Source organism: Candidatus Nitrotoga fabula (assembly GCF_905221025.1).
GTDB classification, from domain to species: Bacteria; Pseudomonadota; Gammaproteobacteria; order Burkholderiales; family Gallionellaceae; genus Nitrotoga; species Nitrotoga fabula.
Genome location: NZ_CAJNBL010000006.1, coordinates 81688 through 107147 on the forward strand (window position 1 = coordinate 81688; position 25460 = coordinate 107147).

The window sequence follows — 25460 nt, forward strand, 5'->3', positions numbered from 1 at the left end:
AATAGATTAAAAAAATCGATACCATGTGATCAGCACAAAACTCAGCTTGGTATCGGCTTCCATCATGGCATCGCCAGTCGATAGTACCAGCTTTAATGCCATGCTCAAACGGCACTTGGCGCTGCCTTCTGTTGCCACACCCTGCCAGACGAAATTACCAAAAAGCCCGCAATTTCGCGGGCTTCAGGGTAGTTCATGCCATCAGGTGCCTGGCCGTGCCAGACGCGGGATCATTCCCACTCGATCGTGGCAGGCGGCTTGCCGGAAATATCGTACACCACGCGGTTGATGCCGCGCACTTCATTAATAATGCGATTTGATACCCTGGCCAGCAGCGAATGCGGTAATTCCGCCCAGTGCGCGGTCATGAAATCCTGGGTTTGCACCGCGCGCAGTGCCACCACCCATTCATAGGTGCGGCCGTCGCCCATCACGCCCACCGATTTCACCGGCAGGAATACCACGAATGCCTGGGAGGTTTTTTCATACCACCCGGAGGCGCGTAGCTCCTCGATGAAAATTGCATCCGCGCGGCGCAGCAGGTCGGCGTATTCCGGCCTGACCTCTCCGAGGATGCGCACCCCCAGCCCCGGCCCGGGGAAGGGGTGGCGATACACCATGTCGCGCGGCAATCCCAGTGCCACGCCAAGCTCGCGCACCTCGTCCTTGAACAGTTCGCGCAATGGTTCCAGCAGCTTCAGGTGCAGGGTATCGGGCAACCCGCCTACGTTGTGATGCGATTTGATGGTGTGGGCCTTTTTGGTTTTGGCGCCGGCAGACTCGATCACGTCGGGATAAATCGTTCCCTGCGCCAGCCACTTTGCCTGGGGCAGCCTGGCGGCTTCGCGCTGGAATACTTCGACAAATTCTCGCCCGATGATTTTGCGTTTCTGTTCCGGATCGGACACGCCTGCCAGGTGTTTCATGAATTCCGCGCCAGCATTGACATGGATCACTTTTACGCCCAGATTATTGGCAAAGGTCTCCATCACCTGGCTGGCTTCGTTTAGGCGCAGCAGGCCGTTATCGACGAACACGCAGGTGAGCTGCGCGCCGATGGCGCGTTGCAGCAGCGCGGCGGCCACGGAAGAATCCACCCCCCCGGAAAGGCCGAGGATGACTTCATCCTGCCCGACCTGGGCGCGGATTTTCTCAACTGCCTCGTCAATGTAATCCGGCATGTTCCAGTCCTGCCCGCAGCCGCAGATTTCATGCACGAAACGCCCAATGATCGCCTTGCCCTGTGGGGTATGGGTCACTTCCGGATGGAACTGCACGGCATAGAAGCGGCGTGCCTCGTCCGCCATACCGGCAATCGGCGTGGCTTCGCTGGAAGCGATCACCTTGAAACCCGGCGGCAGCAGGGTTACCTTGTCGCCATGGCTCATCCACACATCCAGCAGGCCGTGCCCTGCCTCATTGCTGCGATCCTGGATGTCCCGGAACAATTTTGAATGGCCGCGGGCGCGGATTTCCGCATAGCCGAACTCACGCACCAGGCCATTTTCTACCGCTCCACCCAGCTGCGCGGCCATGGTTTGCATGCCATAACAGATGCCCAGCACCGGCACGCCCAGCTCAAAAACTGCCTGCGGCGCACGCGGCGTATCTCCCCCGGTAACGGAATTCGGGCCACCTGAAAGAATGATGCCAGCCGGCTTGAAATCACGGATGAATTCGTCGTTTACATCGCAGGGATGAAGTTCGCAATACACCCTGGATTCACGCACGCATCGCGCGATCAGCTGGGTGTATTGCGAACCGAAATCGAGGATCAGGATTTTCTGGTGGGACATGTAAGGTTATCGTTGGTTAGTAATGATTCATAATCATTCGGGAAAACAGCCTTACGGATTCCCGGACTGGCCGTGCCATTGAAACCGGCTTGCCTGGCCCGGGCGCAGAGCACTTTCCCGAAAAATATCTGCCATCGGGCAGGCACGGGCTTTATGCCGGACCCTGTGGATGCGTTTATCTATCCTGCCGGCCAACCCGGGCAACCCGCTAGTCGATATGGTAATTGGGCGCTTCCTTGGTGATCTGCACATCATGGACATGAGACTCGCGGATTCCGGCAGAGGTGATTTGCACGAATTCGGCCTTGGTATGCATGGTGGCAATGTCCGGGCAGCCCAGATAGCCCATGCTGGCGCGCAGGCCGCCCATCAGCTGGTGTATCACCGCGAGCACGCTTCCCTTGTAGGGCACGCGGCCTTCCACCCCTTCCGGCACCAGTTTGTCCTGGTTCGCGACGTTATCCTGAAAATAACGGTCGCTCGATCCCTGCTGCATCGCCCCCAGGCTGCCCATGCCGCGATAGGATTTATAGGAGCGGCCATGGAACAGCTCGACTTCACCCGGCGCTTCTTCCGTGCCGGCAAACAGGCCGCCCAGCATCACGACGTGCGCGCCTGCCGCAATCGCCTTGGCGATATCACCGGAATAGCGCACGCCTCCATCCGCAACCAGCGGCACCTCCGACCCCTGCAGCGCCTCCGCCACATTCTGGATCGCCGTAATCTGCGGCACGCCTATCCCGGCAACCATGCGCGTGGTACAGATCGATCCGGGGCCAATCCCCACTTTTACGCCATCGGCCCCATGATCCATCAGCGCCCTGGCGGCAGCGGCGGTAGCGATGTTTCCGCCGATCACATCCACCTCTGGGAAATTTTTCTTTACCCAGCTGACCCGGTCCAGCACGCCCTGCGCATGGCCGTGGGCGGTATCCACCACGATCACATCGACACCGGCTGCCGTCAGCAGTGCGACCCTCTCGTCCGTACCCTCTCCTACGCCAACCGCTGCGCCTACGCGCAGGCGTCCCTGTGCATCCTTGCAGGCCAGGGGATGCTCGCTGGATTTTAAAATATCCTTTACCGTAAACAGGCCGCAGAGCTCAAATGCGTCGTTCACGACCAGTACCCGCTCAATCCGGTGCTTGTGCATCAGCGCGCGCGCCTCTTCCCGGCTGGCGTTTTCCCGGACCGTAATCAGGCGTTCACGGGCGGTCATAATATTCTGGATGGGTTGATCCAGATTACTCTCAAAGCGCAGGTCACGGTTGGTCACGATACCGACCACCTGCTTGCCCTGCACCACCGGCAGCCCGGATATATTATGCTGGCGGATCAGGTTCAGCACATCGCGAACGGTCATCCCGGAGGAAACAGTAACCGGGTCCTTGACCATCCCGCTCTCAAAACGCTTGACCTTGGATATCATCGCAGCCTGCGCCTTGGCAGGCATGTTTTTGTGCACGATACCGATTCCGCCTTCCTGCGCCAGCGCAATCGCCAGGCGCGCCTCGGTAACGGTATCCATGGCAGCCGATAACAGGGGGATATTCAGCGTGATATTGCGGGTAAGCTGCGTACGCAGGCTGACATCGCGCGGCATCACATTGGAAAGTGCCGGAACCAGCAAGACATCGTCAAACGTCAGTCCCTTTTGGATGATACGCATCATAGATCAACCTCAAACAGTTACCAGTAAACCTGTATTTTATAGTTTTTTGCCTGTAGAAGCTGCAATTTATATCAGGGAAATCCTGCGCGAGGTGTGATCATGCCCAGTCAAATACTGTATAGCCGGCGGATACCGGTAAACAGACGATCACTGCCGGTTCACCTTACCCTGAAGGGCCAGCTTTGGCCATGGCACCGGGAAACAGCTCCTGCCAGCACAAGGTGTACAACAGGCGGGGGCGCTGCTCGTCGCAGCGCCCCATGAATAATCCGGATGAAACCAGGAGCTGCCACGCTCCAGCTTCGCCGGAACTGCGGCTTGCCGGCTGCCCGATGTTTTACCCGGGCACGCCGGGTCTCCCCCGCCCTGAACCCACCCTTAACTGGAGCGTACCAGCCTCACGTGATTCGGAATGGCGCTATATTCGCTGAATACCTTGCCGATATAAAAGCTGACATACCAGATCAGGGCTCCATCCGGGGAGGAGGTAAAGAACGGCGCTCCCGGTGTTCCCGGGAAAATATCTGTATCGATCGACGGATCTCTTCGAGTCGGGTCCACAATCGACTGCAATTCATCCACCTTGGGCAGCCTCCACGGTTTTCCGGTGGACCGTGCCACCTTGGCCGCCTGCTGCAGGGCTTCCTCCAGGTTGTACAGGCCCGGAACCCCGATGCAGCCATGGATGCTTGCGGTCATTCCTTCCGGGCAACGCCGCCAGATCAGGCCCGTGGTATTGTCCGTTACTTCCGCGCCATCTTCAGAAATGATAAATCGTGCTGTTGGTTGTTCAGCTGAAGTGCCTTCCTGAGGCTGGGAGTTATCATTTTCGTTCTGCATATCTGCTCTTCTTTCCTGTCGATTAATTGCCACCTTCTGGTGGATTGTCACAATCCCTGCCCATGCCACCGGACACGGAATTCGCTGCTGTTTTCCGGAACATCCCGCGCCGCGCAAAACAAAATTCAATAATGCGGCGCATTCATTTTTGCGGAAAATTTTTATTTGTAAGGCAAATACCTGATCTTGTCAATCTACTATTCTACCCCAGAGCCAGTTGACTCAGCAGTTTAACCGCTACCGCCCCGGGCAAGCCTGCAGTACCCATGCCAGCCCCCCGCTGAGACAGGGTATGTGCATCACTGGACAGAACGAACAAGGCGCACTTGCAGCTTGCCTCCCAGAACATAGGTATTCATGAAGCCGCCAAAAAACATGACATACCACGCCTTGGATGGATTGTTCTCCACCGGCGTGGCCGACCAGAACGGAGTGGCCGGGGTACCCGGGAAAGCATTTTTATCTATCGCCGGGTTGCCGAAGCTGGCATCCACTATCCCCGCCAGCTCCTTTACCGTGGGCAGACGCCATGCCTTGCCGCTGGCCAGTGCGGCCTCCTCTGCCAGGGCCAGCGACTGTTCCCAGGTATAGGCAGCGGCAACCCCGCTGCATTCACTGGCACAGGCTGTCATTCCTTCCGGGCAGCGCCGCCAGATCAGCCCGGTTTTACTGTCCGTAACTTCGCTTCCATCTGCCGAAATCACATATCTGGACTGCGCCGGTTCCCTGATCTCGCCAGAATCGGCCGGTTTATCTGTAGCGCCGGTTTCCATCTTGATGCTCTCCTTTAAAATCCATTTTTCTGCAACTCTTTAACTTATAACGACGAAATCCACTGCCATCCGGATAACCCATGGATACTGATCCACGCGGCCCATGCATCAAATCCGGACATAAAGTGCCACAATCTTTACTATAATGTGCCAGAAAACAGTCAAACTAAACCATTCTGGCTATTCGTGCCATAAAGACGGATCATGGCAGAATCCTCAACAGGCACGATGCAAAAGCAAGGCACCGGAAAACTTATGCAAATCACTCATCTACTCCATGCCACCCTGCTGGTGGCAGACCTGGACCGGGCACGCAACTTCTACGAGAACCTGCTGGGTCTGGTTTCGGATAGCCAGCGACCGGAGATAAGCTTTGCCGGCGTATGGTACGCCATTAACCCAAACCAGCAAATCCACCTGATGCAGCTCCCCAATCCTGCAACCGGCCTGCGACGACCGGAGCATGGCGGACGCGACCAGCACATTGCACTGGCGATAACCAGTCTGGATGAACTGGCGCAGAAACTGGATGCCGCCGCAATACGTTACACGATCAGCCAATCCGGCCGTCGCGCCCTGTTCTGCCGCGACCCGGATGACAATGCCCTTGAATTCATCGAGCTTCCGCCCATCCCTTGACGCCACGCACCCCTTTCCTCCATCCACCATTCAAAATCTGGCTGATTGCATGAGCTGACGCAGCCGATCAATGCTGCTGTGGCCGATTCTCTTCCTGACCGCCTACCTGCATGGGGAAATGGTACGAAAAATTTTACTTTTGGCAGTCAGGCAAACACCATTGCCCCTCTTGAAAAATTCCGGGCCGCCCCAATTTAGAAAAAATCCTGTCAATAAATAACGGAGAGAGCAATGACCGAAAATGCAACCAGCAATCGCGAAACCCTTGGCTTCCAGACCGAGGTGAAGCAACTACTGCAATTGATGATTCATTCGCTGTATTCGAATCGTGAAATTTTCCTGCGCGAACTGATATCCAACGCCTCCGATGCCTGCGACAAGCTACGCTTCGAAGCACTGCACAATTCCTCCCTGTTCGAAAATGATTCCGAACTGGCCATCCATATCGGCTATGACAAAGAAGCCAGAACGCTGACCATCCGCGATAACGGCATTGGCATGAGCCGCGATGACGTGATCAACAACCTGGGTACGATTGCCAAATCCGGCACGCGTGAATTCTTTAACCAGCTGACCGGTGACCAGCAGAAGGATGCCAATCTGATCGGCCAGTTTGGCGTAGGTTTTTATTCGGCTTTTATTGTCGCCGACAAGGTCAGCGTGCTGACCCGGCGCGCTGGAGAGCAATCCGACCAAGGTGTGCTGTGGGAATCGGATGGGGGGGGTGAATTCGTCATAGAAATGGTGGATCAGCCTGTCAGAGGCACGACCATTACCCTGCATCTGAGAGAAGGACAGGAAGACCTGCTGGATGGCGACAGACTGCGTGGCATTATCCGCAAGTACTCAGACCATATCGTTCAGCCCATCCTGATGAAAAAAGAGGAATGGAAGGACAATGAACTGCAGGTGCTGGAGGAAGAAGAAACCGTCAACCAGGCTTTTGCCCTGTGGGCCCGTCCTAAATCCGAGATCACCGAAGAGGAGTACAAGGGATTTTACAAGCATGTGGGCCACGATTTTGAAGACCCGCTGGCATGGACCCATTCCCGCGTAGAAGGCCGCCAGGAATATACCCAGTTGCTGTATATACCGGCCCGCGCACCGTTTGATCTGTGGGAACGCAACTCGACCCACGGTATCAAGCTGTATGTGCGCCGCGTCTTTATCATGGACGATGCCACCCAGTTGATGCCTTATTACTTGCGCTTTGTGCGCGGAGTCGTGGATAGCAATGATCTGCCTCTCAACGTTTCCAGAGAAATTCTGCAGGAATCGAAAGACATTGAGGCCATCCGTTCCGGCTGCACGAAAAAAGTGCTTGCCCTGCTGGAAGACATGGCCTCCAAAGAACCGGAAAAATATACCAAATTCTGGGAAACATTCGGCCTCGTGCTGAAGGAAGGGGTAGGCGAAGACTTCAGCAATAAGGAAAAAATCGCCGGATTGATGCGCATGGCTTCCACCTATACCAATTCTCCGGAGCAGAATGTATCGCTGGCAGACTATATCGGTCGCATGAAGGAAGGACAGGACAAGATCTATTACATCACCGCGGACTCGTTTAATGCCGCAAAAAACAGCCCGCATCTGGAAGTATTCCGCAAAAAGGACATAGAAGTCCTGCTGCTGTCTGACAGGGTGGATGAATGGGTGGTAAGCAACCTGTTCAAGTTCGATGGCAAGCCGCTGGTTTCCGTCGCCAAAGGCGGGCTTGATCTTGGAAAACTCGAAAACGAGGAAGAAAAGAAAGAGCAGGAAAAAGAAGCCGATGCGCTCAAGGAGCTGACGGACAGGATACAGTCCAGTCTGGGCGAACGCGTCAAGGAAGTACGGGTAACGCACCGGCTGACCGACTCACCTGCCTGCCTGGTGGTGGACGCTCACGACATCAACGCCAACCTGGCACGTATGCTGAAAGCATCCGGGCAAAAGGCGCCGGTATCGCAACCGATTCTCGAAATCAACTCCAAGCATCCGATTGTGCTGCGCCTGAAGTCCGAGGAGAATAAATTTGACGACTGGGTTTCTGTACTGTTTGACCAGGCCTTGCTGGCCGAAGGGGGGCAGCTTGACGACCCGGCCAGCTTCGTAAAGCGCATCAATCAGCTGATGCTGGAAATGAGCAGCGACGAAGCCTGAGCTTACCCCTGTCAGGCACCCACACCACGTTGAACCTGGTGTGGGTGCATTCCGGTGGGTACCACTCTGGCCACCCGGGCAAGCCGGTACCCTTGCAGAGCAAATTTTCATCATGCATCCTGCCGGGGTACCGCTTCCGCCTTAACCGGATTTTTTCTGCTGGGCAAGCAAAGAATTCGCCAAAGCAGATGCAAATATTCTATCGGATCCTGTTATTCCTGCCGTCTGCCAAGCATGAATCCCGGCAACTCTGCCGGATACAGGAAAAAATTTCCTTGTCACCGGATGTCCGCGAACAAACACCTGACCTTGCCATCCACGATCTCATCCGCCTATCCAGCAAGAGCAACACACCCAAAGCGATTTGCCCGCTTCGAATTCCCTCCCCTGCGGGACCGTTTTTCCGGCACATCACAACCCGCCGTCATTTGAATGACCCGTCGCACCTGAATGAATATAATGGGCAAGTCCACTACAGGGAACCTGCAAATGAATTGTGAACTCTGCACGCCAGAAAATGAATTGCTGTTGTGGGAAAATGGGCTTTGCCGCGTAATTCTGGTGGAAGATGCCCATTACCCTGGATTCTGCCGTGTGATATGGAACCAGCATGTCAAAGAAATGACCGATCTGACTGAGGATGAAAGACAGGATTTCATGCAGGTGGTATTTGCCGTGGAAAGTGTGGTGCGCGAAGTCATGCATCCCGATAAAATCAACCTTGCCAGTCTTGGAAATATGACTCCTCACCTGCACTGGCATGTCATCCCGCGCTATATTTCCGACATGCACTATCCCAATCCTGTCTGGAGCAGCCCGCAACGTGCAGGCATGCCTGCGGCTCCGCCTGACTGGCGCGTCAATCTTGCCAGGCAGCTAGGTCAAATTCAACCACACCGGAAGGCGCTCTCTTGCCATGAAAATAGTGGCAGCGGGCAGGAATAAATACACCGGCAGCATGGGGACTGAAAACAAATGGGAGAACCATTGGTTCTGCGTGAAATGGAAGTGAACCACGATAAAACCCGTTACCCGCAGTTTCCAGTCTGTTAACGTTGTGTGGTCAATTCCCCGTGTCTCGCCAGCATGGCTGCGCCGAATGCGGCTTCCGTATGCTGTGCGACTACAACTGGCACCCCCAGCAGGCGTTCACGCATTTTTCTCCATACCGGATTTTTGGCTCCGCCTCCACTCGTGGAAACAGAATTCAGAGGGGTGGCTCCCAGTTCAACCAGCCTGGCATAACCAGCTGCTTCAATTCGGCTCAGGCCTTGCAACATTCCATGCAGAAAAAGGACGTCATTTTCGGGTCGAGGGGATAGCCGGGGCTGCAGGGTGGGATCATTTTCCGGAAAGCGCTCGCCAGGGCGGGGCAACGGGTAGTAATCCAGCGGGCTATCCTTGGCTGGATTGATGCACTGGCTGAGCTGTTCAAGCTGCTGGTCGTTGAAATACTGGCGCAGCACCCCGCTGCCCGCATTGGATGCGCCTCCGGCAAGCCACAGGTTCCCGAAACGATGACTATAAACGCCATATTGCCCTGCTTCCACCCTGGTTTTCGACAACAGTTTTAGCACCAGTGTGGTGCCCAGAGAGGTAACCGCTGCACCGGGCTCCCGGACTCCTGCAGCAATAAAAGCGGCAATACTGTCCGTAGTCCCGGCACGCACCCTGCATTCCGGGTTAATGCCGAAGCGCTCTGCCACCGGAGAGCTGATGCAGGCAATGCTGGTTCCCGGTGAGACCACCTGGGGCAGGATGTCAGCATACGGCAAACTGGTGACCCATTCCGGCCAGCACAGGTTCTCGGCATCATAGCCGCTCTTCAGGGCATTATGATAATCGCTGATACCACCCAGACCGGTTAACAATGCAGCAAGCCAGTCTGCCTGATGCAGAAAGTAAGAGGTCTTGGAAAGATCGGTGTGCCGGGTAAACCACAGAAACTTGGCCAGCCCGGAACTGGCATTGCAAACGGTGTGTTCCGGTGGAGCGAACTGCCTCAGGGATTCCAACTCTTCGTGTGCGCGATGATCAAAATAGAGCAGAGCTGGCGCGGTCGGCTCCAGCTCTGCATCGCACAATAAAACCGTGGCAGAAGTCGCGGCAATCGCAATGCTGTCCAGGCCGGCCGCCATTGGCGGGGGCAGGCGCCTGAGCAGTGCGTGCAGCGATTCGCGCCAGTTCAGATGGATTTGCAAGGTCGCATCCGGGTAACGGATATAATCTTCGAACACAACCATCTCAACCTTGTTCACAATACAGACGCGTGCGCCTGAAGTGCCAAAATCGAAACCAAGGTAATATTTCATCCGGGAAACAGGCAGAAAAAATCAGAATTCATGTCATACTGGCTGACATGCCAGACCCGTTGAGCCAACTCTTGCAGGACTGATACGCACCACCCTTCCACTTGAACTCCTCCAATTCCCCTGGATGATTGATTAGTCTGGACAAAATCCTTAGAACACAGGTTTCTTCTCGGCTGCCTGGTAACGCGTAACTCCCCCCAGAATTTCTTTACTCGCTTCTTCTATGCCTACCCACCCGTTGATCCTGACCCATTTTCCGATCTCCAGGTCTTTATAGTGCTCAAAGAAATGCGAAATTTGCGAAATCGTCAGTTCCGGGAGATCCGTATAAGATTTAATATTGCGGTACAAACCGCAAAGCTTTTCAACAGGAACCGCCAGGATCTTGGCATCCTCGCCCGATTCATCCGCCATCTTCAGCATGCCCAATGGCCTGCAACGAACCACCGCACCGGTAATGATGGGCACCGGGGACAGAACCAGCACATCCACAGGGTCGCCATCATCCGAAAGCGTATTCGGGATATAGCCGTAATTGCACGGATAATACATGGCCGTAGACATGAAACGATCCACAAACATCGCGCCGGTATCCTTGTCCAGTTCATATTTTACCGGGGCAGCACTCATCGGAATCTCGATAATGACATTAAAATCATTGGGCAGGTCGCGACCAGAACATACTCGATCTAGGTTCATTTATTTATTCCTGGCTAAAAATTTGCATTATACCCGCGAGCAACCCAATCCAATCAATTTTACCTGGGGGGTCTCATTTCTGGTCCGGATTTTCAGACATGTTGCTGCAATAACTTCACAGACACCAACGTTCCTCCGCCACAATCCAACTGTCAAGGGCCTGCAATCACAGGTCGGTAAAATAGCCACGGTGATGAAATCAACTATATAATGACCTACTGTACAACTGTCTGCAGAAGTGCTGATGGGTGGCGGGCGGGTTTTGCGTACCGTGCGGACTGGAATTTCACCAACCCAGCCTACCCAGCATTACTGCCCAACATGGGTCAATTTTAAGATGAAACATACACTTGCTATAGTGCTGGGTACCCAGACCAGCTGGGCGGTCCATACCCGCAAAGACGGGATTCTCAGCGGCACGGTAGATTTCCCTTTAAGAGCCGAAGATCATGCTGCTATCCGGTGGATCGCTTTCAGGGACTGGCTTTCATCCCTATTGAACACTCATAACATTCACGATGTGTTTGTTGAAATGACCACCCCTTCCGGAACTGACGCGGCAAAGGTCTATGGAGCCTTTCATGCCCTGCTGGAAATTGCATGCTATACGCATGGCTGCTCCATGACCGAGGTTGAGGCAGGCACCACGGGCAATTTCCCGACCGACGGCACGCAGGAAAACACTCCCGGTTCGCGCGTGATTGCCATATTGCACTACGGGCTTTCCCTGAACCAGGCGGATCAACAGGATACGTAGAATACAATTGGTGCAGGCTTAACCCTTTGTTCCTGCATTTACCCCGAAACTCATTGCCTTCCCTGATCCCCCACCCTTATGCAGGACATGCTCCGGCTGCTTATGTTGCCGGAAAGGCAGCTGATCCCGCTGGATGTGCAGGACCTGTATCCTGCATGCCGGGTTCTGCCGGACTGCTCCAGACAAGTCCGGAAAAAGATCCTGGCAATTTCAGGGGCTTGTAAAAACTTCCATTCAACTGGGTTGTGGCAATGATGCATATGCGAAAACGCTGACACAAATCCATGTCAGGCTTCACCTTTTGCGCCACCTTCCAGAAAGCATCGAGTCCCCCCTGATAGGTCAAGCCGGGAATATCATACAGCGCACTGCCACACGCTATGGTCGGTTTCCCGTAATTTAGCGCCGAAAACCCCACGGAACTGTTGACGACCGCTACGCCCCGTGCATGGGATAACAGCGCTGGCAGATGCTGATCATGAATATACAGCACCCGTTTCCCGATTTTGGCCTGCTCTGCCCGGCACCGGATAAAACTGGAATAATCACGGTAACCACGATCCATGGGGTGATGCTTGAATACCAGAAGGGTTTTTTTGGGCGCATGCCGTGCAAACGAATTCAGGGTCGTTTCGATGAAGTGCTCGATACCATTAAAGTCCGCATGCCGGATAATTTGGCCATCGTTGAATACCTGGAGCGGCACCAGAAAATACCGGTCTTTCCAATCAGTGGTTAATTCCTGCTGCACCCCCCTCTCTGCCCACCTGTACCAGTATTTGCGCCAGACGGAACGCGTCCATGGCAAAGCTTCCGATAGCGTCAGGGGACGATGATGCCGATAATGCCTGAACCATAATTTCCCCAGGGATCCAGCCAGGAAATACCAGAATGCATACCAGGCCATGGCCCAATAGGTATTCCCTACCGCACGCCTGACAGGAATCTGCAGGTGCTCTTCCTGGTAATATTCAGGACAGCGGGGCAGCTGCGAGTTGGCATTGACCCCGAAGCGCTCAAGCGTGACGTAATCCGGGCGGACGTACCCTTCCTCGAACACTCCGATCTCCAGTCCATTCTGCCGGGCAACTTCCAGGGCAGCATGGTGCACCGGACGACAATCCCCAAACAGGAGCACGACTTCTATCTGCAGGCGGTTCATCAGGCCAGCAATCCATGCTGGCCAGTCTTCCATCGTTCCGCAGTAATTGAATGCACCGCGTGGATAAAAAAACCAGTCTCCTGCATTCAGGTTCACTTTGAAAACTTGTGCATGTACATTGCGCAAATCCCGGGCCAGCCGTGCAAAAAATGGCCCCACCGGGCCTTGCAGCAACAAAACTCGCTTACCAGAAAATGCCTGCAAACCCCGGTTGACCATGCCCTCTCCTCACAACCAGGATCGAGCGAGGATACCCAGCTTGCGCGTTTGTTGGCGCACATATCCCATGCCCGGCTTCTCCAGACCGCCACAAACTTCCAGCTTGCATCGCATTTCTACAATACGCTGCAGAACTGCTTCGCAGGTCGTATAGCCTTTCAATTCCCAGTCCCAATAAACCGGGTAGCGCAACAAGGCTCCGCACACGAGTTCATCCAGCGTAAGCCGGCGTTTCCGACGTAAAAATGCCCCGCCCTGGGCCATATCCACAGTCAGTCCCCAGCCTGCATAAAACGGCTGGCCATGGGTAACTACCTGCTTGCCGCGTAACAGGGCATCAAACCCGGTGAGTGAGGTCATGGTGTGCACTACGTCACACGCCTCAATGCAACTCACTACAGAAAGATGCAACTCGACATGGTCGGCATACTCCATTGCCTTTGCAAGTTCAAGCTTTCCGGGACGGTTACCCGCCATTACATCCGGGTGAGGCTTGTAAACGATAAAAGCCCGTGGATGCGCCTGGCGTACGGCCTGCAGCAGGCCGAGATTGGTTTTGGTATCCTGGCATCCATGCAGGATCGACGCATCATCTTCCACCTGACCGGGTACCAGAAAAACTTCTTCGGGTCGATCCGCCCATGCCGCCATCCCATGGGGATCAATGTTATATTTGGTAATTTTGTAACTTGCGATGAATGCCCGTACCTTGCGGGCACGTTCCAGCTCTTCTGCTGGAAACTGCACGGTATTCAGAATATATTCCAGGTCGGAAGGCTGCGCGGGATCAAAATAAATCCCGCGCTGATCCAGCACGAGCGATAACGGACGAACCAGGTTCGAACCCAAACCCACCGAACGCACGAAACCATCTTCCATGCGCAGCAACTGTGCTCCGGTGTGCTTCGATAGCGCTTCCAGCTCCTGCGGAACATCGCAACCCCAATGAACCAGGCAGTCGTTCCGGGACAGCTTCATGCCTTCTGCAATGCGAACATTCGGCACAAACCTTACCCTTTCAGAGAATAGCGAAAGAAACGGTGCCACATTTTTTCTTTTCCAGAGACGATATCCAACACAAATGATCCGAGCGTTTCCGGATCCATTCCAATTCAGTGGAATGGACAGTGCAGAATGTGTGCGCACGCAATGACTGGAGTTACCCATTAGCATGTTCTTCCAGTCCACCCATTCTTTTAGCCACATTCCCGTGCATGAAGACTGGTGGACGAAGCGTACAATTTTCCAGGTCCAATTCGGGGAAAGCCATGCGCCGCTGCCGCACCAGCCAGTCGATCACATCAAAAATCGTTCCCCGCTGGTACGTGACCGGATTCAGGTAACGCGCATAGCGCAAGTATGCGGCAGCAAACAATACATCCACCGAGTGTTGCCGCACACGACGTGGGCAAATCCTCCGGTCATCCGTCGCTCCCCAGCCTGCATACCAGGGCATGCCAAACACTGTTACAGGCTTGCCTGCCAGCAATGCCTCAAAACCCATGAGGGAAGTGACCACGTACACTTTATCCATCTGCTCGATCAGACTGAGCGGATTGACATCCATCCGCAAAACTTTGATGCGCTGACCATCCCGGATATGCGTCAGGTATCCACGCTTGCGTCCGGAACTTACTTCAGGGTGCGTTTTGATATAAATGGTAGCCTGGGGATTCTCGCTCCGGGCTGCGGCAAACATGACAGCAAACGTATCTTTCCCGCTCCCCCCCAGTCTCACGCTTAAATCTCCATCCGTCTGATCAATAACCAGAACCCGCTGCACATCCCCCGGACGCAAGGCATCAGTATCCAGCAACGGGGCATGGTTATATTTACTGAGCCGGTGTGTAAGCATTAGCGATCTGGCCAGTGTCGCTTCCGCGCCGACACCAGCCAGCAGGTCCTCGGAAGAATTCAGCAGGTTTTCCAGTGCAGAAGGGCGGGTGCTGTTGAAATAAATACCCTCGTCATCCACCACCAGAGAAAGTGCCGGGAAACGATCGCCGGTCCCAAATGAACGCAAAAAGCCATCTTCGAGACGAATCAAACGGCCTCCGGTGCGTTTTGCATACCATGCTGCACACTTTGCACTGGCCTTTTCGCCCCATCCCACCCAGCCAGTATTCAAGTTACGGCGCGCAGGCAACAGGGCAGTCCTGACTGGCTGTTCAAGAAATTTACCCAGCATGGGCAGGCGTTGCAGGCCATAATTCCAGACTGGCATGTAAACCGGCGGACCACTCACTATATGCCCGCCACTTGCACAACTGTTTCAAGCCGGCGCGTCCACGTATGCTCCGAAAGTACATAACGCGCCCCTGTTTCGGCGCGCGCCAGATCATTCGGAGAAGGACCCTCTTTCAGGCGGGAAAACAAGTCCACCGCTTCTTCAGCATCATGAATGACATGACAGAAATCCCGAAAATAGCGTTCAACACTCTTGCAAGAGTTGGTCACAGCGATTCCACCGCAGGCCAGAATTTCAATCAGCCGGCGCGAATAGAACGTCCCGGAATCCTGAACCGTATTCACATTCAATGACACCAGATAATCTTTATACACCTGCGCAGTTTTTACGTGCGGCAACGCAGGCCTGATTTCCATTCCATCTATCGCAGGGTAGCGATAATTTCCCGGCCTGCGGCCGGAGTTACGGTCGATCACGGTAAGGCCAAGCCCGGCATCCCGAAGTGCCGCAAACATCATATCCTGCCAGACCCGCCTATTCTGGTGCACATGATGACTGTAGCTTCCAACAAAGTTGGCGCGATAATGGCGAAAATTGAAGCCGGTGAAACGATGAATGGCCGGTTGCACGGCGAACATCAATGTATTGACGGTTACATTCAGCGGCACGGATTCACGATAGCGCTCAAGACAACCTTCATCGACGGTAAAAATATGATCAAACAGTCTTGCACTATCGATGAACCGTGCATAATGCACCCCATCTTCCTTGTTCCAGAACAGACAGGGAATACCAAGGTTGCGTGCATACTCCACCATTTTGCGCAGGTCTCGATTGCTGTGCTCCGGATGATCCGGATAAGAGGCGATCCGGTATTTCCAGGCATTCCCTGCCCCATGCCACGCGGATTCAACAAAAAGAAGGTCTGGTTTCCAGAAACTGAGTAAATATTTATAATTTAAAGGCGTAAGGTCACACACCCGGCATTCATGAAGCAAACAGGCACGAGTCAACTCATCGGCAACCAGGGCAACCTTCAGTCGGCTGAACGGGCCAAGCGGAACAATCGCCGGGTTACCGAAGGGATAAAACAAGACATGCAACCAGCCTTTCATAATGAACCAGGCATCCCGAATGACCGGTCTCCCCCGATACCGGACACGGACATTTCCAGTAATGGAAGCCTGCCCTTCCCTGTTTTCACCGGGAAGCCACCAACATGGCGTTCCTTGCCCATGCCATCCCTTGCCAGCAGCACGCATTTCACTCAACAGTCACTGACTTGGCAAGATTGCGAGGCTGGTCCACATCACTGCCACGGAGCACCGCAACGTGATAGGCAAGCAACTGCAGCGGAACATTGAAAATTACCGGGGCGCTGATACGTCCCACATTGGCTGTTACCGGCAAAACATGTATGCGTTCGCCCGGAACAATTTCGCTGAACTCGTCTGTAAACAGGAACAATTCTGCTCCGCGTGCGGACACCTCTTCCAGGTTTGATTTTAATTTCTTCAGCAGATCATTGCACGGTGCCACGGCAATTACCGGCATGTCGGCATCGATCAGCGCAAGGGGACCGTGCTTCAATTCACCGGCCGGATAGGCCTCAGCATGAATATAGGAAATTTCCTTGAGTTTAAGCGCTCCTTCCAGTGCAATCGGATACATGGTTCCGCGACCGAGAAACAGCGCATGCTGACGTGATACCAGGCGTCTGGCCAGTGCCCGGATAGGCGCATCGTGGCGCAGCGCGTCGGCCAGCCGACCTGGAATTTTTTCCAGCCCTTCGACTATCCGCGCCTCCTGTCCGTCTGAAAGGCGTCCCAGCACCTTTCCCATTGCGACCAGCAACAACCCGAGTGCGGCAAGCTGGGTGCTGAATGCCTTGGTAGAGGCAACACCAACTTCCGGTCCGGCATTGGTCATCAGAACCAGATCGGATTCTCGCACCAGAGAAGATTCAGGCACATTGCATACTGCAAGGCTCATCAGCCCTGGATGACGGCTGCGCGCATTTCGTAGTGCTGCCAGCGTATCCGCTGTCTCGCCGGACTGCGACACCAGCACCATCAAAGTATGTTCCTGCAATACAGGATTGCGATAACGGAACTCACTCGCAATCTCCACCTGTGAAGGCAAGCCAAGAATATCCTCAAACCAGTAGCGTGCTACCATTCCTGCGTGATAACTCGTACCACAAGCCACAATCTGCACCTGTCGCACCCGCGCAAAAATTTGTGCCGCCATCGGACCAAAGCTGTTAACCAGTACCCTGCCGCGTACTATCCTGCCCTCCAGCGTGTCGGCGACTGCACGAGGCTGCTCGTGAATCTCCTTGAGCATGTAATGGTCGTAGGCTCCTTTTTCGGCCTGCGCGAAACTCAGCGAGGATATCCTGACCGGACGTGCAGCTTCATTCCCGCATTCGTCAAAAATTCGAACGCCAGACTGCTTCAGTTCGACAAAATCACCTTCCTCCAGATATACGAATCGCTGGGTCACCTTTAGCAGTGCCGTGCTGTCGGAAGCAATATAATTTTCCCCATCGCCGAGACCAATCACCAACGGGCTGCCCTTGCGGGTGGCAATCAAGCGGTCAGGAGCATCTGAACAAATCACCCCAAGGGCATATGCCCCTTCAAAATCCTGTACAGCCTGGCGCACTGCCGTCAGTAAATCCCCAGCTTCACACAGGCGATGCTCGATCCAGTGTGCCGCCACTTCAGTATCCGTTTCCGAAGTAAAGATGTAGCCTAAAGCCGTTAATTTGACGCGCAATTCGGCGTGGTTTTCAATAATTCCATTGTGTACAACTGCCACTCGGTTACGGGAAATATGCGGATGTGCATTTCTCTCGCTGGGTACGCCATGTGTTGCCCAACGGGTATGAGCAATGCCAAGACTCCCTGCCAGCGGAAACTGTCCGAGTTGCGTAGCCAGCTCGGACACCTTGCCCATTGCACGGGCGCGCCGCAACGCGCCATGGTGATCAGCAATCACTACGCCGGCTGAATCGTAACCTCTGTATTCCAGTCGCCTCAACCCTTCAACCAGCATCTGCCCGATCTCACCGCGCGCGTAACCGCCTACAATTCCGCACATACCCTCTCCTTCCCAAATTTCTTAGCAACCCAATCCTGCTAAACCGCACAGGAGCTGAAACAACACAAATCCCCGAAACCTGCATCCCAGCAGGACTCGGTCCAGAATGCATCTCCTGTTTGAGTTCGCGGACAATCCCTTTCCCACAAGAAAAACAAATCAGATTGCCGCAAGACCCTATAGACCGTTAGGCAAAAACCCGCCATGCTTTTGGCTCCTGCAGGTTTTTTGCCAGATTTTCAAATAACTAAGGTTGTCAACTCTGGTTATCCCCATACAGGTATACGAACGCTCACCTGGTTCTCAGGCTGGCTGCGTGCAAAGGCAACCACCTGCAACCTCCCGGCTTTATCAGGGAGATCAAAATGGACCTCTGAACAAGGTTCATACCAGCGAACCGCCTGTCGCACACCATCAACAAGCAGATAAAAGGCATACATGATTCCTTCGGTTCCTGCACCTTCCCGCCCGACCGAGCTCTTTGCATGCACCCGACCGCTCACCACTCTTGCACTAGCTTCCAGCTTCAATCCGACATTACTGGCTAGCCAGTGGAAATCCAAATCATCCCCGCAAAGTCTGCGATGGCTACCATCCAGTTCTCTTATAACTGTATGTATCAATTCTCCTTCCGCCAGTTTCCTCAAAACCATTTCCAAATAATCTCTGGGAGGAGCCACATGCCCTTCACCCCAATGACCAAAAAACAGGCCGATCTGCTTGCTTTCTTGTTCCATAAATGCCGCACGACCTATACGTTCCCAGAATTTACCCGCAAGATAAGGAGCAGCATGGCAGGTAACATGCCAGTCGCTACGGTTCTGCAAGTACAGTATTTCAATCTGAGGAGGCAATTTAAGATTGCGTACATCGTGAACAACTGTTGTCATATCAAGAAATTCACGCAGATGCCTGCCCCGGTCTGCCATGGTCTCTGCGTTTCGTTCTGGAGCATTCCTGCTCAAAGAAGGAAATGCAACATCAATATATTTCTCAACAAATTCCGGAACATAATCGGCAATAGCAGTTTGCGGGTTCCACACCAGAACAGTCGCACGGCATTCAAGCAATGTCGCCAGTAACAATCCCGCATAGCCACCGCCAGAACCACCGAAAACAATCAGGCGCGCCTGATACACCTCGGCCAGTCCATCCAGCAGGCAGGCAATATGATTGGGTAAATCTGGCACTTCTTCATTTCCAGCGTACCAGGCTAGTGGAAGATCAGGGTCCAGCGCCAGTGTTGGATCGGAAATCGCAATAGCGGGTAACCGCAAACTGTTTGCAATTCCCAACCCTGAAAAGAAAGGAGCTTTTTTTCCATTTCTTTCCGCCACGGCACCATTCAGGCCAACCAGCAGCACCCTTTCATTCCCTGAAGTTTGCAGCATTGACATATTCTGTGAGCAAACATCTAGTGTCCTGCCATTGGCAAGAACAATCCGGTGAATCCCGTCAATGCCAATACCTTCCACCAGTGCAGACGCAATGCCATTGTAGTGGCGTACAGGCCGTCTCCATGCACTAATATCGTAAGCATCAGTAGCTGCTTCAGTAAGGCTCCGGCCTGCTGAACCTTCTCCCAGGTCCATTTCTGAAATAACAGGGCTCTTAAAAATCTTTCTTAACACGACTGCATAGCCTGCATTCTTGTTCATAACATTACCATTACTTCGGGCGAAAATAGCGTCCAACTGACAACATGGGAACACCATCCTGTTTGTCGTGGGTATATTCCGCAAAAACAAATGCAACAATGCTATTGTTCTGCACAACAGGGAGCATGAGCTTATTGTGGCCAAATTCATCAAAGCAGCCATTTGCATTAAAGTCATGTCCATATTCATGATTAAAGAAACGTAACTGCCCTGTCATCGGATCCAGGGGAGGAAGCACACTGTGGTGGACCTTGATCTGTTTCTTCATTCTCTTCAGCACTTCAGGCATGCCACTTTGCGTAAGTCCCAGTATCTGAGGATCATTTGCATCTGCGGTAAATTTGCGAAAATCCATGCTTGTACGGGTTATCTGCCAATCATCTCCAACCCCCATCCGCATGTTTTTATGTGCAATATCTCCATCAAAATAAGCGTCATACTGACTGCGTTCGAAGCGGATATTACGAAAATCATCCGACCAATAGGCAAACCCGACGGGCTGAGAATACTGCATCCCTCCCGGGGAAAGTTCTTCTATGCCCTGCAACAGCAGACCTGAAGGATTTTTCGGGTCTAATATCCATACATATTGGTATCTGCCTGCTTCAAGCAGGTATCCTGTTTTAGTCTTTTGCAATTTTGCAGTCAGCGCGATAGATCTGGCTCCCGAAATGGTAGTCAGATATTCATCCGTACAGTTCCTGGAACCGGTATCTGCCTGCATACCATGTCGCCTGTCCAGCCGCTGCCGGGAAATATTCAGGCTGCCAAGAAATTCCTCAATATCAACGCACCAGCCGCTACCACAGGAATATAGGCTTCCAAGCTGCAGGATATTTTCCGGTAGCAGGGAATCCACACGCCAGCCAGCTGAAAAATTCAAAACCCTGTCTTTCTCTCCTTCAGACCATGCAGTTGCAGAAATCAATGCAAACCACACCATGCAGATCCATCGGACTCGCGGAAATACGTCCAGACAAATCATGCTTCTGCCTTATGATGAAACAATTGCAGCTCGGCGCAGATCATAGCCTGCTTACTGCTTTGCTGACGGACCCGTTGCGCTGCAGCAAAAGACATTGTTGCGAAAAGGTCAGGATCGTTATATAGGCGCTCAATTCCCTTCGCCAGAGCCAGCGCATCCTCGCCGGGAGCAAGGATGCCCGAAGATTTGTCGACAAACTCGGGAATCGCGGCTACAGCATTTGTGACCGGAATCAGCCCGGACGACATCGCTTCGTCCCTGGATACACCCTGTGTATCCATTCTGCTTGGACACAGGAAAATCCCATATTCACGGTGCAGTTGCGCAATGCTTGCCTGTGTAAGAAATCTGCGTTCAATGCAAACATTACTGAACCCGCGCAACGGTGCGAGTACGTCATCGAACAGCTTGCCATCTCCAATGATGTGAAACTCCAGGTCCTTGAAAAAATTCATTTCAGACAATGCCAAGATTGCCTGAACGCTTAGGTCGTTTGCATAAGTACGGGACGCATAAGGGCGGATCGAAAGGATCTTTTTTCTCTGTTCAACCGGTTTTTTATGATAGGCAAAAAGATCTGTATTAATCGCGTTATGTATGATCCTGTAGCCATTGCCAGGTAACCGAAAGCCCAGGTCTTCCATCGTAACTTCTGCCAAATACTTGGACACAAAAACCAGTTTCAGATTTTCAGGCATCTGCTTGAGAACGCCACGCCAGAAACTCATGCGCGCTTCACTCTGGACTTTGGCGGCTTCTCGTTGCTGCTGATTCTCAAAATTATCACGACGGTGCCACGGCTGAATCTCAGCACCATGAACCCAGACAAAAACCTTGACCCGATCCACATAATGCTGCAGCACATCCCACGTCGGCGCATCCAGGAAATGCACCAAAACACTCCTGTGGTTGCCATCCCTCAACAGCTTGTGCAACGCTTCCTGCGACCCTGTAATCACATCAATGTTATGAAACTCATGGTATGAAAGGTTTTCACCGTTTCGCAGGCGAAACACGTCCACACGTATCCCCTGCTCGGCATAGGCCGTTACACGGCTATGCACAAACCCATTACGATATAGATCATTGTCCGAAGGATAATGATTGGTAAGCAACAGATAGTCGCCCCGGCTCAATATTTCTGATGGCCGAAGCGGGCGATGGCCAAGCACCAGACCGTTAATACAGGCTGTACCACTCCCATAGATACGTATGCCAAATCGTATCCACTCGGCCCCATGCGGGATTGTCGCATCGTGGTTACGGTTGGCTGTCTTGATCACATGGCTGATGCGCTGTTTTTTTGCATCCAGGAACAAGATAACCAGCTGGATATTCAGGCCGGGAGTAACATCCAGATAAAGCCGTAAATTGGTTTCAAAGCCAAGATCAATAGGCCGATGCTCCGTGGCTGCATACATATAATCGTGAGTGCCATCGGGAAGTGAAGACACCGCCTCCCACACCGAACCAGATACAGTAAAAGCATATTCCTTGTTGGTCGGAGGCTTGAAAAATGAGGCAAGCTGATTACCACTCAGTACCGGCGCTTCATCAGGGGCCGCTTCTTCCGGAGTAATGCGTTCCGCCCGTACTATCATATCTTGAGTGGAAAAGCCATGATCCAGCCCGGCGAGATCGTTAACTGCCTCAGCCTGCTCCGAACCAAAATTAACCGCGCCACCGTTCTTGCAATAATTGAATTCATCTATTGCAAGAAGGTCTGTGGCCACAATCTGACGGGGGTAAAGTGTGGTGACCCAGTCACTTAGAAGTATGTTTGAAACTAGTTCAGGCCGAAGCAGCGCGCACCTGGCAGGGATGCTCTTGGCTGTGGCAGTGTACTGACAACCTGGAAAGGCAAGATTCATCCCCTTGCTGGCCGACCACACATAATGCGTAACCTTTCCTATTCCCCGTGCAGAACTGTAGCGGGTGGCCAGAGCAAGATCCAGCAAATAGTTGGGACCATAATAATCGTCCGGCACCATACCTGCAACCAGCTCAGCGCTTCCAGTCAACTCTTCCAGTCGCAGGTTCTGGATTGTGTTTGCAACCAGAACCTGCATTCTCTGATCATCCGATACATATCCGGGAGTAAATTCCCTGGGAACAACAACAATTAGACGGCAGAAAGGATGACTCTGGCGATTAAAACTGGCGCACAGTGCATCGAATTGTATTTGGTTTTTAGCATAGGCCGTAACCAGAATGCGGGGCAACATCTTTGGGTTTGCCTTACCCTGAACCCTGGACACAATGTAGGCGAGACGATCCTGGTAAGTATGATTCATCATTACTTTGCGCAGTCCTGCAAGACGAAACTTGCGCAGCTGGGTTTCGTCGCTTCCCAAAGCTTGTAAGCGACGGACAATTTCATCCCCATTATCAGTGGTAATCACCAAATCGCCGAATAGCAGGCGGACTCCACGCGAGAAATTACTGACCGTAATCGTATTGCAGGCCAGCAGGTCGAAAACACGACGCGCAAACATGCTTTGCGACTGCTTGATGGAATTCAGGTTGATTGCATAACGCGAGCCCTTATAAGCCTTGTCGATCTGATCAAATGGCAAGCTTCCAACTATGAATGGCTGGTATTCCGCCGGGAACTGGTGATTAGGGTCGCCCTTGCCATAATTACGGTCATAAATTTCTACAGGACGATATTCAGCTAGTGCAGTCATGAAATTCCCAAGATCGCGGGTACGTTCCGGATAGCGAACGTAATATGCCCCGGCAAAGCAGAAAGCATCTTTACGCTGATACACTTCAATCGGGTTCGATGCCTCCGGCTGACAGGCAAAAGGCAGCAGATATACACGGTCATGCCCAAGTGCAGCCTTATACCGATGTATGCAGTCAATATCGGTAGTAAATACGAAATCGAAAAGCTTTGCCGTACTCAGGAAGGTTTCAAAATGAATCGGATCTTCCTTGTTCCAGAATACGGAAGGGATCTTGCGTTGCCGGCACCATCCGACTATCCCAACAACCTCATCGCTCATATGGCCAACCTTGCCACCCCATTGATCATCCTTGCCCCGCCAGGCTGATTCGATAAACAGCAGCTCTGGAGTGAAAGTTTCAAGCTCCGTTTGCCAATTCTGGACAGAAAGCTGGAGCAGATTGCATTCATGACAGTACGAGCCAAAGGTAAACTCATCCATAATACAGGCCACCTTGAGCGATTTAAGGCTCAGCGCAACACAGCTGTTCAACAATGCCAGGGTTGCAGGCAAATGGAAATCCGGAACAGGGCCAATCACTCTCTCATCAGGTATTGCATTCACCCTAGCCCTCAGGGACGCTGGAAAAGTCAGGGTTTCTGCCTTGGCTGCCTTACGGCGTTTCGCCTCTCTCCTTAATTCAATCAGATGCTTAGGCAACTGGATAAACGCACGAAATGACTTGAAACCATGCAGTAACCGGTAACCCAACTGAAACGACAACATTGCATGGATCTTGGCGATCTGGTTCTCCTGTGCAATTTTCTGCTGTCGCAAACTCTCGACCTTGCCATGCAAGTCAGTCAACGATTTTTTAGTCTGCAGTACCTGTAACTTGAGTTGATCACTTTGGTACTGAGCACTGCGAAGCAGGGCATTGCTGGTCTCAAGTTCACTGATCTTGCGGAGAAGTTCAGCCTTGCTGGCCTCGCTTTCGTTCTGGGCACACGCAAGCTGATTTTTCAGGGTAACAATTTCTTCCTTGCCTGCACGTAATTTCTCATCCGCTTCCTGGAAACGCAGTTGTAGTTCACCATAAGCAGATTCAAGTTTTTTTGCCTGCACAGAAAGTGCAGCAACATCATGTTTGCGGTCTTGTTCTGCCGCTTCCTTTTCACGCAAAAGTCTGGCATGAGTATTGTCTGCGGAAATCTGCCTTTCCTTGAGCTGGGTAACTTCGCGTTTATGCACCTGAACCAAAGTTTCACTTTCCTGTACACGTTTCTTCAAGCTGGAAATCTGAATGGTGGCAGTGCGATATTTACAATTGGCATCATCCAGTCGCGCAGATAACGTGGAATGTTCCTTCTCAAGCTGCGCAAGACGCATTTCAACTTCCTGACGAGAATTACGCTGCGCTTCCAGCAAGGCTTCCATGCGATCAACAGCCATTATTTTCGCCCGCCGCTCAGCTTCGGTACGCTGTTCAGATGCAGCCAGCCTGGCCTTGATCCTCTCGAAATTATGCTGCTCAACCGCAAACTGATTCATCAAGTCAGGAATCTCCTGTTCCATGCTCCCATTCAGATGTTTTAACGGACTCCCAGGCAGGTAGTCCGCCATATAGGAACCAGTGCCAGCTCCCCAGTATTCAGACTGATGGTCACGCAAAACGACATCCACGCTGTGCGAGGGTTCCTGCTCGATTTGCGCCGGGATGCGCTCAGATACTGCCACATCAGGAAATAGAGGGAAGTCATGCCTGCCCCTCTCCTCATTTGAAATCATGGGTTTATCATCTGATTGGGCGCCAGGGATGCCCTTTAAACTATTCGAAGATTCGG

18 protein-coding genes are annotated in these 25460 nt (G+C 52.9%); 4 read left to right on the plus strand and 14 right to left on the minus strand.

What is annotated here, in order from left to right:
• Nucleotides 1-230: 230 nt before the first annotated feature.
• From guaA to KJA68_RS02495, 4 genes are all read right to left on the minus strand, one after another.
• The gene (guaA, locus tag KJA68_RS02480; RefSeq protein ID WP_213035344.1) at nt 231-1796 is read right to left on the minus strand and encodes a glutamine-hydrolyzing GMP synthase; all 1566 of its coding nucleotides are present in this window, start codon (nt 1794-1796) and stop codon (nt 231-233) included.
• Between the two features lie 208 nt (nt 1797-2004).
• Nucleotides 2005-3465 (minus strand): IMP dehydrogenase, encoded by a 1461-nt coding sequence (gene guaB, locus KJA68_RS02485; RefSeq protein WP_213035375.1) that lies wholly within the window; start codon nt 3463-3465, stop codon nt 2005-2007.
• Between the two features lie 381 nt (nt 3466-3846).
• Nucleotides 3847-4308: an Lcl C-terminal domain-containing protein gene (locus KJA68_RS02490; protein WP_213035345.1), complete on the minus strand. Its 462-nt coding sequence runs from the start codon at nt 4306-4308 to the stop codon at nt 3847-3849.
• A 299-nt stretch (nt 4309-4607) separates the two neighbouring features.
• Complete coding sequence (locus KJA68_RS02495; protein WP_213035346.1) at nt 4608-5081, minus strand: Lcl C-terminal domain-containing protein; 474 nt, start codon at nt 5079-5081, stop codon at nt 4608-4610.
• A gap of 255 nt (nt 5082-5336) precedes the next feature.
• Between KJA68_RS02495 and KJA68_RS02500 the strand changes: the two genes are divergently transcribed.
• The 3 genes from KJA68_RS02500 to KJA68_RS02510 all read left to right on the plus strand — a co-directional run bounded on the left by KJA68_RS02500 (nt 5337) and on the right by KJA68_RS02510 (nt 8807).
• Entirely contained in the window at nt 5337-5720 is a 384-nt protein-coding gene (locus KJA68_RS02500) for a VOC family protein (protein WP_213035347.1), read from the plus strand.
• A 231-nt stretch (nt 5721-5951) separates the two neighbouring features.
• On the plus strand, nt 5952-7862 hold the full coding sequence (htpG, locus tag KJA68_RS02505) for a molecular chaperone HtpG (RefSeq protein ID WP_213035348.1): 1911 nt from the start codon (nt 5952-5954) through the stop codon (nt 7860-7862).
• Between the two features lie 489 nt (nt 7863-8351).
• Nucleotides 8352-8807 (plus strand): HIT family protein, encoded by a 456-nt coding sequence (locus KJA68_RS02510; protein WP_213035349.1) that lies wholly within the window; start codon nt 8352-8354, stop codon nt 8805-8807.
• Between the two features lie 104 nt (nt 8808-8911).
• Here the strand turns inward: KJA68_RS02510 and KJA68_RS02515 are convergent, their stop codons facing one another.
• Both KJA68_RS02515 and ppa read right to left on the minus strand, forming a co-directional pair.
• Nucleotides 8912-10174: an FGGY-family carbohydrate kinase gene (locus KJA68_RS02515; RefSeq protein ID WP_213035350.1), complete on the minus strand. Its 1263-nt coding sequence runs from the start codon at nt 10172-10174 to the stop codon at nt 8912-8914.
• Nucleotides 10175-10324: 150 nt separating this feature from the next.
• Complete coding sequence (gene ppa, locus KJA68_RS02520; RefSeq protein ID WP_213035351.1) at nt 10325-10873, minus strand: inorganic diphosphatase; 549 nt, start codon at nt 10871-10873, stop codon at nt 10325-10327.
• A gap of 337 nt (nt 10874-11210) precedes the next feature.
• Here ppa and KJA68_RS02525 point away from each other — a divergent pair, with 337 nt between their 5' ends.
• Nucleotides 11211-11630 carry a hypothetical protein gene (locus KJA68_RS02525; RefSeq protein WP_213035352.1) on the plus strand — a complete coding sequence of 140 codons (420 nt, stop codon included), beginning with the start codon at nt 11211-11213 and terminating at the stop codon, nt 11628-11630.
• A 100-nt stretch (nt 11631-11730) separates the two neighbouring features.
• Here KJA68_RS02525 and KJA68_RS02530 read toward each other — a convergent pair whose 3' ends face one another.
• The 8 genes from KJA68_RS02530 to KJA68_RS02565 all read right to left on the minus strand — a co-directional run bounded on the left by KJA68_RS02530 (nt 11731) and on the right by KJA68_RS02565 (nt 25404).
• On the minus strand, nt 11731-13011 hold the full coding sequence (locus KJA68_RS02530) for a capsule biosynthesis protein (RefSeq protein WP_213035353.1): 1281 nt from the start codon (nt 13009-13011) through the stop codon (nt 11731-11733).
• Nucleotides 13012-13020: 9 nt separating this feature from the next.
• Complete coding sequence (locus KJA68_RS02535; protein ID WP_213035354.1) at nt 13021-13989, minus strand: capsular polysaccharide export protein, LipB/KpsS family; 969 nt, start codon at nt 13987-13989, stop codon at nt 13021-13023.
• A 181-nt stretch (nt 13990-14170) separates the two neighbouring features.
• On the minus strand, nt 14171-15256 hold the full coding sequence (locus tag KJA68_RS02540; RefSeq protein ID WP_213035355.1) for a capsular polysaccharide export protein, LipB/KpsS family: 1086 nt from the start codon (nt 15254-15256) through the stop codon (nt 14171-14173).
• Nucleotides 15256-16461: a CgeB family protein gene (locus KJA68_RS02545; protein ID WP_246487033.1), complete on the minus strand. Its 1206-nt coding sequence runs from the start codon at nt 16459-16461 to the stop codon at nt 15256-15258. The genes KJA68_RS02540 and KJA68_RS02545 overlap by 1 nt, the downstream gene beginning before the upstream one ends.
• 1 nt (nt 16462) lies before the next feature.
• Complete coding sequence (gene glmS, locus KJA68_RS02550) at nt 16463-18304, minus strand: glutamine--fructose-6-phosphate transaminase (isomerizing) (RefSeq protein ID WP_213035357.1); 1842 nt, start codon at nt 18302-18304, stop codon at nt 16463-16465.
• Nucleotides 18305-18570: 266 nt separating this feature from the next.
• Complete coding sequence (locus KJA68_RS02555; RefSeq protein ID WP_213035358.1) at nt 18571-19962, minus strand: hypothetical protein; 1392 nt, start codon at nt 19960-19962, stop codon at nt 18571-18573.
• 10 nt (nt 19963-19972) lie between these two features.
• Nucleotides 19973-20947 (minus strand): hypothetical protein, encoded by a 975-nt coding sequence (locus KJA68_RS02560; RefSeq protein ID WP_213035359.1) that lies wholly within the window; start codon nt 20945-20947, stop codon nt 19973-19975.
• The gene (locus KJA68_RS02565; RefSeq protein WP_213035360.1) at nt 20944-25404 is read right to left on the minus strand and encodes a glycosyltransferase family protein; all 4461 of its coding nucleotides are present in this window, start codon (nt 25402-25404) and stop codon (nt 20944-20946) included. The genes KJA68_RS02560 and KJA68_RS02565 overlap by 4 nt, the downstream gene beginning before the upstream one ends.
• Nucleotides 25405-25460 lie beyond the last annotated feature (56 nt).

Bases quoted from the DNA above. Each gene is read 5' to 3' on its own strand.
- KJA68_RS02525 (WP_213035352.1), top strand. From the start codon at position 11,211: ATGAAACATACACTTGCTATAGTGCTGGGTACCCAGACCAGCTGGGCG.
- KJA68_RS02555 (WP_213035358.1), bottom strand. From the start codon at position 19,962: ATGAACAAGAATGCAGGCTATGCAGTCGTGTTAAGAAAGATTTTTAAG.
- glmS (WP_213035357.1), bottom strand. From the start codon at position 18,304: ATGTGCGGAATTGTAGGCGGTTACGCGCGCGGTGAGATCGGGCAGATG.
- KJA68_RS02535 (WP_213035354.1), bottom strand. From the start codon at position 13,989: ATGAAGCTGTCCCGGAACGACTGCCTGGTTCATTGGGGTTGCGATGTT.
- KJA68_RS02515 (WP_213035350.1), bottom strand. From the start codon at position 10,174: ATGAAATATTACCTTGGTTTCGATTTTGGCACTTCAGGCGCACGCGTC.
- KJA68_RS02490 (WP_213035345.1), bottom strand. From the start codon at position 4,308: ATGCAGAACGAAAATGATAACTCCCAGCCTCAGGAAGGCACTTCAGCT.
- KJA68_RS02565 (WP_213035360.1), bottom strand. From the start codon at position 25,404: ATGATTTCAAATGAGGAGAGGGGCAGGCATGACTTCCCTCTATTTCCT.
- ppa (WP_213035351.1), bottom strand. From the start codon at position 10,873: ATGAACCTAGATCGAGTATGTTCTGGTCGCGACCTGCCCAATGATTTT.
- KJA68_RS02495 (WP_213035346.1), bottom strand. From the start codon at position 5,081: ATGGAAACCGGCGCTACAGATAAACCGGCCGATTCTGGCGAGATCAGG.
- KJA68_RS02510 (WP_213035349.1), top strand. From the start codon at position 8,352: ATGAATTGTGAACTCTGCACGCCAGAAAATGAATTGCTGTTGTGGGAA.
- KJA68_RS02560 (WP_213035359.1), bottom strand. From the start codon at position 20,947: ATGATTTGTCTGGACGTATTTCCGCGAGTCCGATGGATCTGCATGGTG.
- guaA (WP_213035344.1), bottom strand. From the start codon at position 1,796: ATGTCCCACCAGAAAATCCTGATCCTCGATTTCGGTTCGCAATACACC.
- htpG (WP_213035348.1), top strand. From the start codon at position 5,952: ATGACCGAAAATGCAACCAGCAATCGCGAAACCCTTGGCTTCCAGACC.
- KJA68_RS02530 (WP_213035353.1), bottom strand. From the start codon at position 13,011: ATGGTCAACCGGGGTTTGCAGGCATTTTCTGGTAAGCGAGTTTTGTTG.
- KJA68_RS02500 (WP_213035347.1), top strand. From the start codon at position 5,337: ATGCAAATCACTCATCTACTCCATGCCACCCTGCTGGTGGCAGACCTG.
- KJA68_RS02545 (WP_246487033.1), bottom strand. From the start codon at position 16,461: ATGCGTGCTGCTGGCAAGGGATGGCATGGGCAAGGAACGCCATGTTGG.
- guaB (WP_213035375.1), bottom strand. From the start codon at position 3,465: ATGCGTATCATCCAAAAGGGACTGACGTTTGACGATGTCTTGCTGGTT.